This window comes from Gordonia sp. NB41Y (assembly GCF_030718915.1).
Lineage (GTDB): Bacteria > Actinomycetota > Actinomycetes > Mycobacteriales > Mycobacteriaceae > Gordonia > Gordonia desulfuricans.
The window spans coordinates 5,346,853-5,361,020 of sequence record NZ_CP132196.1 but is presented as its reverse complement, the minus strand read 5'-3'; the positions used below and the strand labels follow the sequence as shown (position 1 = coordinate 5,361,020).

12 protein-coding genes are annotated in these 14,168 nt (G+C 68.9%); 4 read left to right on the top strand and 8 right to left on the bottom strand.

What is annotated here, in order from left to right; all coding sequences use genetic code 11:
• Positions 1-186: 186 nt before the first annotated feature.
• Positions 187-1,572: a threonine ammonia-lyase IlvA gene (gene ilvA / locus Q9K23_RS23425; protein ID WP_053777395.1), complete on the bottom strand. Its 1,386-nt coding sequence runs from the start codon at positions 1,570-1,572 to the stop codon at positions 187-189.
• A 164-nt stretch (positions 1,573-1,736) separates the two neighbouring features.
• Here ilvA and Q9K23_RS23420 point away from each other — a divergent pair, with 164 nt between their 5' ends.
• Positions 1,737-2,708, top strand: coding sequence for a hypothetical protein (locus Q9K23_RS23420; RefSeq protein ID WP_053777351.1), 972 nt, complete (start codon positions 1,737-1,739; stop codon positions 2,706-2,708).
• On the opposite strand, the gene Q9K23_RS23415 is transcribed toward Q9K23_RS23420, so the two are convergent.
• From Q9K23_RS23415 to lspA, 4 genes are all read right to left on the bottom strand, one after another.
• Positions 2,651-2,917, bottom strand: a complete 267-nt coding sequence (locus tag Q9K23_RS23415; protein WP_053777352.1) for a hypothetical protein — start codon at positions 2,915-2,917, stop codon at positions 2,651-2,653. The genes Q9K23_RS23420 and Q9K23_RS23415 overlap by 58 nt on opposite strands.
• Before the next feature lie 145 nt (positions 2,918-3,062).
• Positions 3,063-6,602: a DNA polymerase III subunit alpha gene (gene dnaE / locus Q9K23_RS23410; RefSeq protein ID WP_053777353.1), complete on the bottom strand. Its 3,540-nt coding sequence runs from the start codon at positions 6,600-6,602 to the stop codon at positions 3,063-3,065.
• A gap of 207 nt (positions 6,603-6,809) precedes the next feature.
• Positions 6,810-7,736, bottom strand: a complete 927-nt coding sequence (locus Q9K23_RS23405; RefSeq protein ID WP_053777396.1) for an RluA family pseudouridine synthase — start codon at positions 7,734-7,736, stop codon at positions 6,810-6,812.
• Complete coding sequence (gene lspA / locus Q9K23_RS23400) at positions 7,729-8,334, bottom strand: signal peptidase II (protein ID WP_053777354.1); 606 nt, start codon at positions 8,332-8,334, stop codon at positions 7,729-7,731. Before lspA ends, Q9K23_RS23405 begins: the two co-directional genes overlap by 8 nt.
• 61 nt (positions 8,335-8,395) lie before the next feature.
• Between lspA and Q9K23_RS23395 the strand changes: the two genes are divergently transcribed.
• Positions 8,396-9,376 (top strand): hypothetical protein, encoded by a 981-nt coding sequence (locus Q9K23_RS23395; protein ID WP_348533953.1) that lies wholly within the window; start codon positions 8,396-8,398, stop codon positions 9,374-9,376.
• Between the two features lie 120 nt (positions 9,377-9,496).
• On the opposite strand, the gene Q9K23_RS23390 is transcribed toward Q9K23_RS23395, so the two are convergent.
• Positions 9,497-10,060 (bottom strand): hypothetical protein, encoded by a 564-nt coding sequence (locus Q9K23_RS23390; RefSeq protein WP_020793243.1) that lies wholly within the window; start codon positions 10,058-10,060, stop codon positions 9,497-9,499.
• Positions 10,061-10,260: 200 nt separating this feature from the next.
• On the opposite strand from Q9K23_RS23390, the gene Q9K23_RS23385 reads away from it, so the two are divergent.
• Positions 10,261-11,223 carry an asparaginase gene (locus Q9K23_RS23385; RefSeq protein WP_053777355.1) on the top strand — a complete coding sequence of 321 codons (963 nt, stop codon included), beginning with the start codon at positions 10,261-10,263 and terminating at the stop codon, positions 11,221-11,223.
• A gap of 22 nt (positions 11,224-11,245) precedes the next feature.
• Here Q9K23_RS23385 and Q9K23_RS23380 read toward each other — a convergent pair whose 3' ends face one another.
• Together Q9K23_RS23380 and Q9K23_RS23375 are read right to left on the bottom strand one after the other, a co-directional pair.
• The gene (locus Q9K23_RS23380) at positions 11,246-12,688 is read right to left on the bottom strand and encodes a DNA polymerase IV (protein ID WP_261977936.1); all 1,443 of its coding nucleotides are present in this window, start codon (positions 12,686-12,688) and stop codon (positions 11,246-11,248) included.
• A 109-nt stretch (positions 12,689-12,797) separates the two neighbouring features.
• On the bottom strand, positions 12,798-13,241 hold the full coding sequence (locus tag Q9K23_RS23375; RefSeq protein WP_020793427.1) for a nitroreductase/quinone reductase family protein: 444 nt from the start codon (positions 13,239-13,241) through the stop codon (positions 12,798-12,800).
• Between the two features lie 112 nt (positions 13,242-13,353).
• Here Q9K23_RS23375 and Q9K23_RS23370 point away from each other — a divergent pair, with 112 nt between their 5' ends.
• Positions 13,354-14,043, top strand: coding sequence for a TetR/AcrR family transcriptional regulator (locus tag Q9K23_RS23370; RefSeq protein ID WP_053777398.1), 690 nt, complete (start codon positions 13,354-13,356; stop codon positions 14,041-14,043).
• The last annotated feature ends 125 nt before the right edge of the window (positions 14,044-14,168 follow it).

Sequence of the window (14,168 nt, the reverse complement as noted above, 5' to 3'; positions counted from 1 at the left end):
GGTTTCGACACGGGTCCTCGCCTATCGGCTCGGTCCCGGCTCAACCACCAAAAAGGTTACCGCCGTTCGCATCTCACCTGATTCAACAGACGATCAGCCGGCTCAACCACCAAAGTGGTCACCGCCGTTCGGATCTCGTCTTTTCCTACAGACCACCAATGATTGCCGACATCCCGGTGGGTCGGATCAGGTCAGGTAGCGGTACTCCGGCGAATCCGACTTCAGCTGAACGCAATCGAGGCGTGAGTGGTCCATCCGGTCGAGCAGGCCGGGCAGACCGTCACGACTGCCGAGCTGGATGCCGACCAGGGCGGCACCGGTCTCGCGGTTGTTGCGCTTGACGTACTCGAACAGGGTGATGTCGTCGTCGGGGCCGAGGACCTCGTTGAGGAAACGTCGCAGGGCGCCGGGCTCCTGCGGGAAGTCGACCAGGAAATAGTGCTTGAGCCCCTGATGCACCAGCGACCGTTCGATGATCTCGCCGTAACGGGAGACGTCGTTGTTGCCACCGGAGACCAGGCACACCACGGTCGCGTCGTCGGGCAGCTTGAGCTGCGACAGGCCGGTGACGGCGAGTGCACCCGCGGGCTCGGCGATGATGCCCTCGTTCTGGTACAGCTCGAGCATCGTGGTGCAGATGGCGCCCTCGTCGACGTGGGTGATGTGTGCGGCGCCGGCGGGCAGGGCCACCGGCTCGTCCGGAAGGACCCGGGTGTCCGCAGTCGCCGACAGTGTCTCCAGGATCGGATGGGCGGTGACCGACGAGCCCAGTCCTGCCATCACGCCGTGACCGAGGCCACCGATGCGCTTGACGGCTGCGCCGTCGACGAAGGGATCGATGTCGTCGAGGGTGATCGGACCGCCGGAGACCAGGGCCGCGGCGAGTGAGATGGCACCGGTCGGCTCCACGCCGACGATGGTGACCTCGGGGCTCAGGGCCCGCAGGTAGGTGGCCATGCCGGCCAGGCAACCGCCACCGCCGACAGGGGCGATCACCACGTCGGGTACCCGACCGAGCTGATCGACGATCTCGCGGGCGATGGTGCCCTGTCCGGCCGCCGTGCGCGGGTCGTCGAAGGCGTGGATCCAGGTGGCACCGGTGCGCAGGACATCGGCCTGGGCCGCGGCCGCGGCCGCGTCATAGGTGTCGCCGACAGCGATCAGTTCGACGAATTCACCGCCGTGCCAGCGGATACGGTCCCGCTTCTGCTTCGGGGTGGTGGTCGGCACATAGATCCGGCCGTGCACCTCCATCACCCGGCAGGCGAAGGCCACACCCTGTGCGTGGTTGCCGGCGCTGGCGGCGACCACGCCACGTGCGCATTCTTCCTCCGACAACTGCGCCATCACGTTGTACGCGCCGCGGATCTTGTAGGACCGGACCGACTGCAGATCCTCCCGCTTGAGGTAGACCTGGGCGCCCACGTCCCGGCTGATTCGCGGCGCCGCCTCGAGGGGGGTGCATGCCACCGCCGGGGCAATCCGCTCGGCGGCCGCGTCGATGGCGGCGGCGTTCAGTGCGGAACCCGGGACGGAAGTAGTGGTGGCATGCTGCGTATTCACGACATCCATGGTCTCACCGTCGCCGCAGACGGCCACTTCCGGGGCGAGCCCGGAAGGAGACCTTCCCGCAGGCCACGCACGCGCCTACACTCCCCAGTGTCGGATATCACAGTCTCGGTCATCACAGTGCCAGCCGTCCGGGTCCACCCCCGGATGACGGTTCGGAGCCTCGCATGACATCTCACCGTCGTACCGCAGCCCTACGCATCGCCGTGCTCACCGGCATCGGGGCACTGGCCGTCACCCTGATCGGGGCGGTCGGGGGCGCCCCGGCCTCGGCCGCATCGTGCGGTGCCGCACCGCCTCCGCGCCTGGTCGGCACGGTGCCCGGAGCGGCCCTGGAAGGCCTCACCGTCGACGCGGCCGGGGCGGCCTACACCACCGATCTGCTCAGTGGTCGGGTGTTCCGGCTGGCCGCGCCCGGTGCGCCGGCGGTCCCGATCGCCCGGGTCCCCTCCGGCGGGGCCGGCGCATTGGCGTGGGCTCCGGACGGCACCCTGCTCGTCGGCTACGGTGCCGATGCCCGTGTCGCGGCCGGTGACGTGATCCGCGGCGGGGCGATCGCCCGCCTGAACGTGCGGACCGGGAACCTGCGGCCGTGGGTGGGCGGCCTGTCGGCCGCCGACGGCATGGATGTGGCCAGAAACGGAGACGTCTATGCCACCAACGACTTCGGCACACTGATCGGACGGGTGTCACCCGGCGGACAGGTCGATGCGGCGTGGGGGACGCTGCCCAGCGCCAATGGCGCGGTACTCGGTCGTGGTGACCGGTTCCTGTACGTGTCGCGGACGTTCGTCAACCCCGGAGTCAGCCGGATCTCGACCGCGAATCCGCGGGTGGTGCAGAGTCTGCTCACCCTCGGCGGTGCCGATGTGACGGCGGCGCCGGACGGGCTGACACTCGATTCGCGGGACCGCCCGGTGGTGCCGTTCAACGCCGACGGCCGGATCGTGCGGATCACCGGACCGGGCCGCTACTGCGTGCTCGCACAGGGTCTGGCCTTGTCGAGCGTGCTGAGCTATGGACGCGGTGGCTCCGGCTTCTCGGCGGGACGGTTGTTCCGCGCCGGATTCGACGGACGGATCTATGAGATCCCGGCCGGGTGGGACCGCGATGCAGTGGCGGCCTTCCCGGCGCGGTAACGCTCACCCCACCAGACCAGCAGCAGGGTCAGTCCCGACAGCCAGGCGGTGGCCTCGATCGAGGTGAACACCGCCAGCGACACCACGGCGACCACGAGCGCAGCGACCACCGCGTGCAGCTTGTAGACCGGCCACGCGACACCGCCGATCTCGCGGGTCGGCAGCACCGATCGACGGACGACGGTGGTCGGCTCGATCATCGCGGTCATCACGCACCCCCAGGGCATCGGTGGTTTCGTCTGGCGTGCCGACCACTTTACCGCACTGCGAAGAGAAATGTTCGGGGTACCGAAACCTTGTCCGACGGGGTGGTGAAACCCCAGTTCAGGTGATGCGACCTCCGGGGCGGCCGGCTCAGGTCAGACAGCTCGGCCCGAGCAGCGCCTTGAGGTCGCCCATCAGTGCCGAACTCGGTGTGACCCGCAACGACTCGGTCAGCCGCAGCAGCGTCGACCGCTCGTCGCTGACCAGGTTGACGTGGACGTCGGCGGTCCCGGGATGACGGGTGAGGACCTGTTTGAGGGCCTGCACCCGGTCGGGGGTACACATCCGTGCCGGGAGCGTCAGCGACACCGGTTTGGACGCTCCGGCGGCCGCGAGATCGGGCACCGCGAGATCGTTGGCACTGATCATCATCGAGTCGTCACGCATGTTCACGCGCGCCTTGACCAGGACGATGTTGTCGGGGGCGATGTCCATGCCGTAGGCGGTGAACGCCCGCGGGAAGAAGTACACCTCCACCCCACCGACCATGTCCTCGAGGGTGACCGCGGCCCACGGCTCGCCCTTCTTGTTCACCCGCCGGGTGACCGAGGAGATGATGCCGCCGATGGTGATCTGCGCGCCGTCGGAGATGTTGCCTTCCAGCAACTGGGTGATCGAGGTGTCGGTCAGCGCGGCGATCGCATGCTCCACACCGGCCAGCGGATGCCCGGACACGTAGAGGCCGAGCATCTCCCGTTCCAGGGTCAGCTTGTGCTTGGTGTCCCATTCCTGATCGGGCACCTTGACCGCGAACACCTCGGCCAGCCCGGGATCGGCGGCGTCGTCCCCGCCGCCGAACAGGTCGAACTGCCCGACGGCCTCGGCCTTCTTGGTGCCGATCACCGATTCGATGGCCTCGGTGTGGATCAGGAACAGGCCCTTGCGCGGGTGGTCGAGCGAGTCGAAGGCACCGGCCTTGATCAGCGACTCGGTGACCTTCTTGTTGCAGGCGGTGACGTCGATCTTGTTCAGGTAGTCGGAGAAACTGGTGAATTTCCCCTTCTCCGAGCGCGCCTCGATGATCGAACCGACCACACCGGAACCGACGTTGCGGATCGCCGCCAGACCGAAGCGGATGTCGGGGCCGACGGCGGCGAAGTTGCGCTGCGACTCGTTGACGTCGGGCGGCAGCACCGTGATCCCGAGCTTGCGGCAGTCGGCGAGGTAGATCGCCGCCTTGTCCTTGTCGTCGCCGACCGAGGTGAGCAGACCGGCCATGTACTCGGCCGGGAAGTTGGCCTTGAGGTAGGCGGTCCAGAAGGAGACCAGACCGTAGCCGGCCGCGTGCGACTTGTTGAACGCGTATCCGGCGAACGGGAGGACGGTGTCCCACAGTGCGGTGATCGCGGCCTGCGAGAACCCGTTGTCGCGCATGCCGTCGGCGAAGCCGTCATAGGCCTCGTCGAGGATCTCCTTCTTCTTCTTGCCCATCGCGCGGCGCAGCAGGTCGGCCTGTCCGAGCGAGTACCCGGCCACCTTCTGCGCGATCTGCATGATCTGCTCTTGGTAGACGATCAGACCGTAGGTCTCGGCCAGGATCTCCTTGAGCGGCTCTTCGAGCTCGGGGTGGATCGGCCGGATGTCCTGCAGACCGTTCTTGCGCTTGGCGTAGTCGGTGTGCGCGTTCACACCCATCGGACCCGGCCGGTACAGCGCGAGCACGGCGACGATGTCCTCGAACCCGGTGGGCTGCATCATCTTCAGCAGGTCACGCATGGCCGCGCCGTCGAGCTGGAACACACCGAGGGTGTCGCCGCGGGCGAGCAGTTCGTAGGTCTTGGGGTCCTCGAGCGGCAGCGTGTCGAGGTCGAGGTCGATGCCCCGGTTGATCTTGATGTTCTCCAGCGCGTCACCGATGACGGTGAGGTTGCGCAGACCCAGGAAGTCCATCTTCAGCAGGCCGATGGCCTCACACGACGGATAGTCCCAGCCGGTGATGATCGCGCCGTCCTGGGCACGTTTCCACACCGGGATGGCGTCGGTCAGCGGCTCCGACGACATGATCACCGCACATGCGTGGACACCCGCGTTGCGGATCAGTCCCTCGAGCCCGAGCGCGGTGTCGTAGATCTTCTTGACGTCCGGATCGGTCTCGATCAGCGTGCGGACCTCGGCGGCCTCGCCGAACCGCTCGTGCTCGGGATCGGTGATCCCCCAGACCGGGATGTCCTTGGCCATGATGGGCGGCGGCAGCGCCTTGGTGATGCGGTCGGCGATGGCGAAGCCGGGCTGGCCGAACTGGACTCGGGCGGAGTCCTTGATCGCGGCCTTGGTCTTGATGGTGCCGAAGGTGATGACCTGGGCGACCTTCTCGGTGCCCCACCGCTCGGTGGCATAGCGCACCATCTCACCGCGGCGGCGATCGTCGAAGTCGATGTCGATATCGGGCATCGACACACGCTCGGGGTTGAGGAACCGCTCGAACAGCAGACCGTGCGGGATCGGGTCGATGTTGGTGATGCCCAACGCCCAGGCGACCAGCGAACCGGCCGCCGAACCACGACCCGGACCGACCCGGATGCCCACCTCGAGGGCGTGCCGGATGAGGTCACCGACGACGAGGAAGTATGCCGGGAAACCCATCTGGATGATGACGTCGAGCTCGTAGTTGGCGCGCTGGAGGTAGTTCTCCGGCGGGCCGCCGGGGAATCGCCGGTTCAGTCCTGCGGCGACCTCCTTGCGCAACCACGTCTGCTGGGTCTCGCCGTCGGGGACCGGGAAGATCGGCATCCGGTCGCGGTGGGTGAACACATCGGCGTAGGACTCGATACGCTCGGCGATCTCCAGCGTGGAATCGCAGGCACCGGGGATCTCGTTGTCCCACAGCTCGCGCATCTCGGCGGCGGACTTCAGGAAGTAGCCGTCACCGTCGAACTTGAACCGGGTGGGATCGGAGAGGGTCTTGCCGGTCTGCACACACAGCAGCGCCTCGTGGGCGGCGGCGTGCTCCCGGGTGACGTAGTGGCAGTCGTTGGTGGCCAGCGGCTTGATGCCGAGCTGTCGGCCGATGTCGAGCAGGCCGTCACGCACCCGGCGTTCGATCTCCAGGCCGTGTTCCATCACCTCGAGGTAGAAGTTCTCCGGGCCGAAGATCTCCTGCCACTTGGCGGCGGCCTCGAGGGCCTCGCGCTCGTGGCCCAGCCGCAGCCGGGTCTGCACCTCCCCCGACGGGCAGCCCGTGGTGGCGATGATGCCCTCGGAGTGGTGGGCGATCAGATCGGCGTCCATCCGGGCCCACTTGCCCAGCTGGCCCTCGATGGAGGCGAGCGAGGACAGCTTGAACAGGTTGCGCAGGCCGGTCGCGTCGGCGGCGACCATCGTCATGTGGGTGTAGGCACCCGAACCGGAGACGTCGTCGCCCTTCTGGTCGCGGGTACCCCACTGCACACGCTTGGTGTTGAACCGCGACTCCGGGGCGATGTAGGCCTCGATACCGATGATCGGGGTGATGTCGTTCTTGACCGCGGTGTTGTAGAACTCGCTCGCACCGAACATGTTGCCGTGGTCGGTCATGCCGATGGCGGTCATGCCCAATCGTTTGGCCTCGGCGAACAGCGGCGACACCTTGGCGGCGCCGTCGAGCATCGAGTACTCGGTGTGATTGTGCAGGTGAACAAACGAATCGGCCACGGACGCCTCTCACCTCGAACGGTGTGGAACGGATAGAACAAGTCGAACGGAGATCTCGGACGGCCCCGGGCGCGACCACGGATGCGGCCGGTCGGGGACGAACTGCATCAACTCTAGGCGCTCGGTACGACAGGATCGGGCGGGCGCGCCCGGGTGTGCCCGGAGTGACGGATGGTATGCCGGACGCACCGACCGGCAGACCTGCGCCTACCCCTCCCGCAGCACGTCGAGCGCGTGCTGCAGATCACGCGGGTAGCGGCTGACGAACTCCACGCGACGGCCGTCGGCGGGATGGGCGAAGCCCAGCGAATGCGCGTGCAGCCACTGCCGTTCCAGACCCAGTCGCTTCGCCAGGTTCGGGTCGGCACCGTAGGTCATGTCGCCGCAGCAGGGATGGTGCAGCGCCGAGAAGTGCACGCGGATCTGGTGGGTGCGGCCGGTCTCGAGGTGGATGTCGAGCAACGAGGCCGCCGCGAACATCTCCAGGGTGTCGTAGTGGGTGATGCTCGGCTTGCCGTTGGCGGTCACCGCGAACTTCCAGTCGTTGCCGCGGTGCCGTCCGATCGGCGCGTCGATCGTGCCCTCCGGCGGATCGAGATGACCCTGCACCAGGGCGTGGTAGCCCTTGTCCACCTCGCGGTATTTGAAAGCACGCTTGAGCAGCGAATACGCACGCTCGGACACCGCGAGCACCATCACCCCGGAGGTGCCGACGTCGAGCCGCGAGACGATGCCCTGCCGTTCGGCGGCACCCGAGGTGGAGATCCGGTAGCCGGCCGCCTCGAGCGCCCCGACCACGGTGGGACCCGACCAGCCCAGGGACGGGTGGGCGGCCACACCGACCGGCTTGTCGACGACGATGATGTCGGAGTCGTGGTAGATCACCTCGAGGTCCTCGACCGGGGTCGGTTCCACCCGCAGCGGCTCGGCCGGCGCGGGCAGTAGCACGTCCAGCCAGCTCCCGGCGGCGAGTTTGTGCGACTTGTCCACCGACACGCCGTCGACGGTGATGTCGCCGTCGTCGGCCAGGCGCGCGGCCACCGTGCGGGACAGGCCCAGGATGCGGGCGACGCCGGCGTCCAGGCGCATGCCGTCGACGCCGTCGGGCACCGGCAGTGACCGTGACTCACGCATCGCGGTCACTCTCCTTCGAGGTCGGGTTCGGGGCTTCGGTCGCGGTGGCCGGTTCGGGCTCACGGTCGTGGCGCGCGGCCCACCCGGAGCGGCTGCCGTCGTAGTCGAAACCGAGCAGCGACAACACCACCAGCAGGATCGCGCCGCACACCACCGCGGAGTCGGCGATGTTGAACACCGGCCACCAGCCCACCGAGATGAAGTCGACGACGTGGCCGCGCAGCACCCCGGGGGAACGGAAGATGCGGTCGACCAGATTACCCAGGGCACCGCCGAGGACCAGACCCAGGCCCAGCATCCACCACCCCGAGCGGAGTCGGCTGCTGTACCGGATGATCACCGCGATCACCGCGAGCGCGATCAGGGTGAGCACCCAGGTGTAGCCCTCCGCCATCGAGAACGCCGCTCCGGAGTTGCGCACCATCCGCAAGGTGACCACATCACCGATGATGTGGATCGGGTCCCCCGGGACGATGGTCTCGACCGCCCAGGTCTTGGTCAGTATGTCCAGCACCACGACGGTCCCGGCGATCGCCGCCAGCACCAGCAGGACCGGCCTCCGCTTCCGGGCGCCCGCCGGCTGCGGTGTCTCACTCATCGCTGCATCATCCACGTGACCATCATCCCTGACGCGTGCAATACGCTTGATCGCTGTGCCCGTGACCGCCGATCTCCCCGGTTCTGTCCCCCCTCCGACGCCGCACCGTCCGACGCGTCACCGCCACCTGTCCACCGCGATCGGGGCCGGCCTGACGGCCACCGCGCTGCTGCTCGCCGGCTGCGGGTCCGGCGGCGAGAGCACCCCGACGGCGTCGTCGGTGGCCGCTCCGACGACGGGATGTGCGGCGCAGCCCGCCGCCGCGAACGCGACCGCGATCGGTCTGCCCTCGGCGTCGGTGACCCTCACCGGCGCCGGTGCCGAACCGCGCCGGGTGGCCGCGGCCGTCCCGGACCGGACCGCCCCGCAACAGGTGACCCTCACCACCTCCTCCACCGAGGAGTCGGTGTCGGCGGCCACCACGCGGACCGTCGACATGCCGCTCACCGCGCGATTCGACTGCACCTCCGACACCGAGCTCGACCTGACCCTGGGCACCCCCACCTCACCCGACCCGACGCTGCGCCGGCAGCTGGCCGCCGCGGCGGGCAGCACCGGCGCACTCTCGTTCGGTCCCGGGCTGGCGCCGCTGTCGTTGCGACTCGCCCCCACCGACGCGTCGTCGTCGGAGGCCCGTAGTGCGATCGAGCAGTCCCTCGTCCAGGCCCTGCACGATGCGATCACCGTGCCGGTCGACGCGATCGGGGTGGGCGCCACCTGGCGCACCGAACGGACCATCGCGTCGGCGGCGACGGTCGTACAGACCGTCGAGGCACGCCTGACCGCGTGGGACGGCAACCGGCTGACCATCGCGTTCACCGCCGAGGAGTCCCCGGTGAACTCGATCTTCACCATCCCCGGCGGCGATGCCACGCTGACCATCGCCCGCTACTCCTACACCGGCTCCGGCGAGGTCACCCTGGACCTCACGCGCGGGCTGCCGGTCGGCGGGCAGGCCACCTACACCGGCGCGCGGGAACTCGTCGGTGCCGGCGACCAGTCGCTGCTGCAGAAACTCGGCTTCACCCTCGCCTGGCGGTGACCGGTGCCCGGCTCCCGTCACGCGGGCCGGGCATCTCCCGAAGACGACGAAACCGGTGGTCACCGGCCCGGTGAGGGCCGATGACCACCGGTCGTGGTCTTCGATGCCGGAGTACGGCGGTCAGTTCGTCGCCGAGGTCGACTTCTTGGTCGTCGTCGACGAGGTCGGGCACATCGCGCTCTCGATGCCGTTACCGGTGACCAGCGGGCACACGGTGCTGCTCGCCAGCTTCCAGCGGCCGCCGTCGTAGACGATCTGTGCGTCGAACGGGGTCGGCGGGTTGTCGGGCAGCTTGATCTGCACCTTGACGGTGGCCTTGTTGGGACCGTCCGCGATCACCGGGCCGAGGATCTTGTAGGTGACGCCCGGGTTGTCCTCACGCGCCTTGACCAGCTTGTCGAAGATGTCGGGGTCCTTCTGGGAGCCCTGCACCAGCTGGGTCTTCTGCGCGTTCGGCACGTCCGGATCCAGGGCGGTGTCGAGCATGGTGTTCAGCTGCGCGACGGTCGGCAGGACCTTGGGGTCGGTGACGTCGGCAGCTCCGGCGGCACCCGACGTGGAGGCTGCGCTGGAGGTCTGCGGGACGGTCGGGACGTCGTCGGAACTGTCACCACCACAGGCTGCGACACCCATCATCACCGCTGCGGCCAACGTGACCGCGCCTACGATCTTCGGAAACTTCAACGATCTCCCTCACTGTCTTCACACAACTAACTACACACCCGGAGGTGCTGCGACCGGGGCCGGTCGGAACTCTCACCACTATGCCAAACGGCACCGGGGACGACCGCGGGACACATGGACGTCGCGGGCACCCTCGGGCAGCGGTTGACGGGACGGAAACGGTTGACGAGACCCCCGGGTTCCCGGAAATCTTGTCAGGCATGTCACCCACGGCCCCGAAACGCATCGTCGTCATCACGACCGGCGGGACGATCGCCTCGCGGACCACCGCCGACGGCGCGGTGCCCGTGCTGTCGGCGTCGGAACTGCTCTCCGACGGGACCGAGGCACCCGATTCGCCCGACGTGGAGTCGGTGGACCTGATGTCGGTGGACTCGTCGTCGCTGACCCCGTCGGATCAGTTCCGGATCGTGACGGCGATCGCCGACGCCCTCACCGACCCGGGGGTCGACGGTGTGGTGGTCACCCACGGCACCGACACCATGGAGGAGACCGCCTTTCTCGCGGATCTGTTCGCGGGCGATCGGCGTCCGGTGATCTTCACCGGTGCGGCCTATCCCTCGGATTCGCCGCATTCCGACGGACCGGCCAATCTCGACGATGCGATCCGGCTGGCCGCCGATCCGGCATCGCGGGGTCGCGGGGTGCAGATCATGATGGCCGGCACCGCCCTCGCCGCCCGGGGTGCGTTCAAGGCGCAGACCGCCGGCGCCGAGGCCTTCGACACCGTCCACGACGGGCTGCCGCGACCGTTGCTGACCGGGCCGGTTCCGGTGGGGCATCCGGCCCGGGTGGATGCCTACACGCTCTATCCCGGGGTGTCGCCGGGTCTGATCGCCGCGTCGGTGGCGCAGAACGCGGCCGGGATCGTCCTGGCCGGGACCGGGTCGGGCAATGCCCATCCCGACATCACCGCCGAGGTCAGCCTGGCCCGGCAACGCGGGGTGGTCGTGGTGCTCACCACCCGTGTCCCCTTGGGCCCGGTGGCCGCAACCTATGGCGGCGGGGGCGGTGCGGTCGATCTGGAGCGTGCCGGGGCGGTGGTGTCGCGCTGGCTGCGCGCACCGCAGGCCCGGATCGCGTTGCTGGCATTGCTGTCCACCGGATGCGACGCCGCCGAGGTCGCGGACTTCTTCTCCGCATCCGATCCCCGCGAACGCTGATCCGCGCGGGCACCGAACCGTCCTAGTCGTCCGGCGCCGACACCCAATCCAGCGAATCGAGCGGGTCACCGGCCCGCAGATCCGGGTCGTCCTCGGCGAAGGTCCGCGCGAAACCCGGCCCGGTCGAACGGGTCTCGAAGCGAACGGTGACCCTGCCGTGGCCGCTCCCCTGCACCCAGCCGTGTCCGTGGTCGGGATGGCGCACGTCCGCGCCGGTGGCCCACCGGTTCTCCGGCGATCCACCCACCTGCTGCGCGCCGATCAGGCGGCCGTCGGGACGGGTGGCGTCGGGTGCAGCGGTGTCGGGTGCAGTACCGTCGGGTGCGGTCGGTGAGGACGTGACCGCCGATGCCGCATCGGCGTCCGGGTCCTCGTCGAACAGGGCATACTGCTCGACCGCGCTGAGCCCCGAGTAGCCGACGCCGACCAGCCGCACCGGACCGATCTCGAGCGGATCGAGGGCCATCCGGAGTGCCAGCGCCGCAAGCACATCGAGATCGGCGGTCGCCGTGGGCAGGGTGGAACTCCGGGTCAGGACCGACATGTCGGATCGCTTGAGTTTGAGCACCACGGTGCGGGCCGCGCGACCGTCGGCGACGAGTCTGCGGTGCGCGTCGGCGGCGGCCTTCTCGATGGCCGGACGCAAGCCGGCCAGGTCGACGATGTCACGCTGAAAGGTCGACTCTGCCGAGATCTGTTTGGCCGCAGCACGTTCGGTGACCGGACGGTCATCGACCCCCTGTGCCAGCCGGTGCAACGCCGGACCGACCGTGGCACCGAGCAGGGAGGCCACCTCGACATCGCTGAGGGCGGCGAACTCGCCGATCGTGTTCACGCCGATGCGCGCGAGCCGATCCCCCGACACCGGCCCGATCCCCCACAGCTTGCGGACCGGCAGCCCATGCAGGAAGGCGAGCTCCCGGCTCGGCGGGATGACCATCACCCCATCGGGTTTGGCCATCCCGGAGGCGATCTTGGCGATCTGCTTACCGGAACCGAAACCCACCGACGCGGCGAGGCCCACTTCGTCGCGGATGTGTCCGCGCAGGTCCTCGGCGAACGCCTCGGCGTCGGCGGCGGTCGCGCCGACGAGTTCGGCCGGTTCGGCGAATGCCTCGTCGAAGGACAGCATCTCGATCACGCCGACCACCGATCGCACCCGGGCGAAGATCCGCTCACTCACCGCGCGATACACCGCACCGCGCGGCGGGAGCACCACCGCCTGCGCGCCGACGAGTCGACGGGCCTGATGCATCGGCATCGCCGACCGGGCACCGAAGACCCGGGCCTCGTAGCTGGCGCCGGCCACCACCCCACGGCCACCGAGACCGCCGACGAGGACCGGCCGTCCGGTCAGGGTCGGCCGGGTCAGCTGTTCCACCGACGCGAAGAAGGCGTCCATGTCCAGGTGCATCACCCAGCGGGCACTCGACTCGGTCGGTGCGGAGGGGACTTCGGGTGACACGACGACATCCTAGGTGGGCCGTCCGCGGGGTGGACGTGGCGGGCGGACTCGCGCGGGCCGGCAGGGGCGCCGGCGGCACGGTTCGCCGGTTCGTCGCAGATCGTGGGGGTCACTCGATACGGAACACCGGGATCTGGGGTGCGTAGCGGGCGAGATCGTCGGGGCCCGCGTCGACGCCCATCCCCTCCGGCAGGAACCGCTTGACCTCCCATCCCCATGCCTTCAGGTAGGCAGCGATCACGGCCGGGCGGTCGGCGACGTCCACCTCGACCAGGCGCACCGACCGGCCACGTCGTCCACGTCGGAGTTCGGCGGTGGGTTCGACGCGCACATTGCGCACCCAGTGGCTGTTGCCGCGCGGTGACACGAGGTACTCGGTGCCGTCGACGACCAGCGGGTTGACCGGGACCCGTTGCGCTTGACCGGACTTTCGTCCCGTGACGGTCAGGGTCTGGGCGCCGGCCAGGTTGACGCCGTGGTCGACCAGCCATCGGGCGAGGCGATTGAAGGTGGTGTCGAATCCCTGGGGCGGTCGGTACTGGGTGGTGTTCACGGGATCTCCTCGTCGGTTCCAGGTATTAGAGAGCACTGCTCTCGTTTCGATCATGCACCGATCGTCCAAGGATTTCAAGAGCACCGCTCTCCGATGTGGCAGGATGCGTGTGATGACCCGCCGAGCCCCCACCCGCGCCGAGAACCGCGAGGCCATGGAGACCGAGATCCGTCGTCTCGCCCGTGAGCACCTGCGCAGCCACGGTGCCGCCGGATTGTCCCTACGGGCGATCGCGCGCGATCTGGGCGTGGTGTCGTCGGCGGTCTATCGATACGTCCCCAGTCGCGACGAACTGCTCACCACGCTGCTGGTGGAGGGTTACACCGACCTCGCCGATGCGGTCGAGGCCCGGATCGACGAGGTCGACCCCGCCGACCACCGGGCCCGCATCGTGGCCGGGGCGACCGCCGTCCGCGCCTGGGGTGTCGGCGACACCGCACGATGGACGCTCCTGTACGGCAGCCCGGTACCCGGCTACGCCGCCCCACCCGAGCGCACCGTCGGACCGGGCACCCGCGTGCAGGCACGACTGCTCCACGAGATCGCCGACGCCGAGGCCGCCGGGGCGCTCCGTCCCGCCGCGCCCGTCACCGCACCGCCGGCGGGCTTCATGAGGGGCGCACGGTCGGAGTTCGGACTGTCCATCTCCGACGAGGCACTGACCGCCGCGGTCACCTTGTGGTCGACGATCGTCGGCATGGTGAGTCTGGAGATCTTCGGCCAGTACGGACCGGACCTCGACGATGCGGACGCCCTGTTCGCCGCTCAACTGGGGACGGTGCTCACCACGCTGTTCGGATGAGATGTGTGTACCCACGACGTCGTCGACGCCCGGTCAATGAGAACAGGCGCCCAGTCAACGAGAACGGGTGCCCGGTCAACGGAAATCGGCATGCGAGGACGGAGTCGGCATCGCTCGTCGTCGTG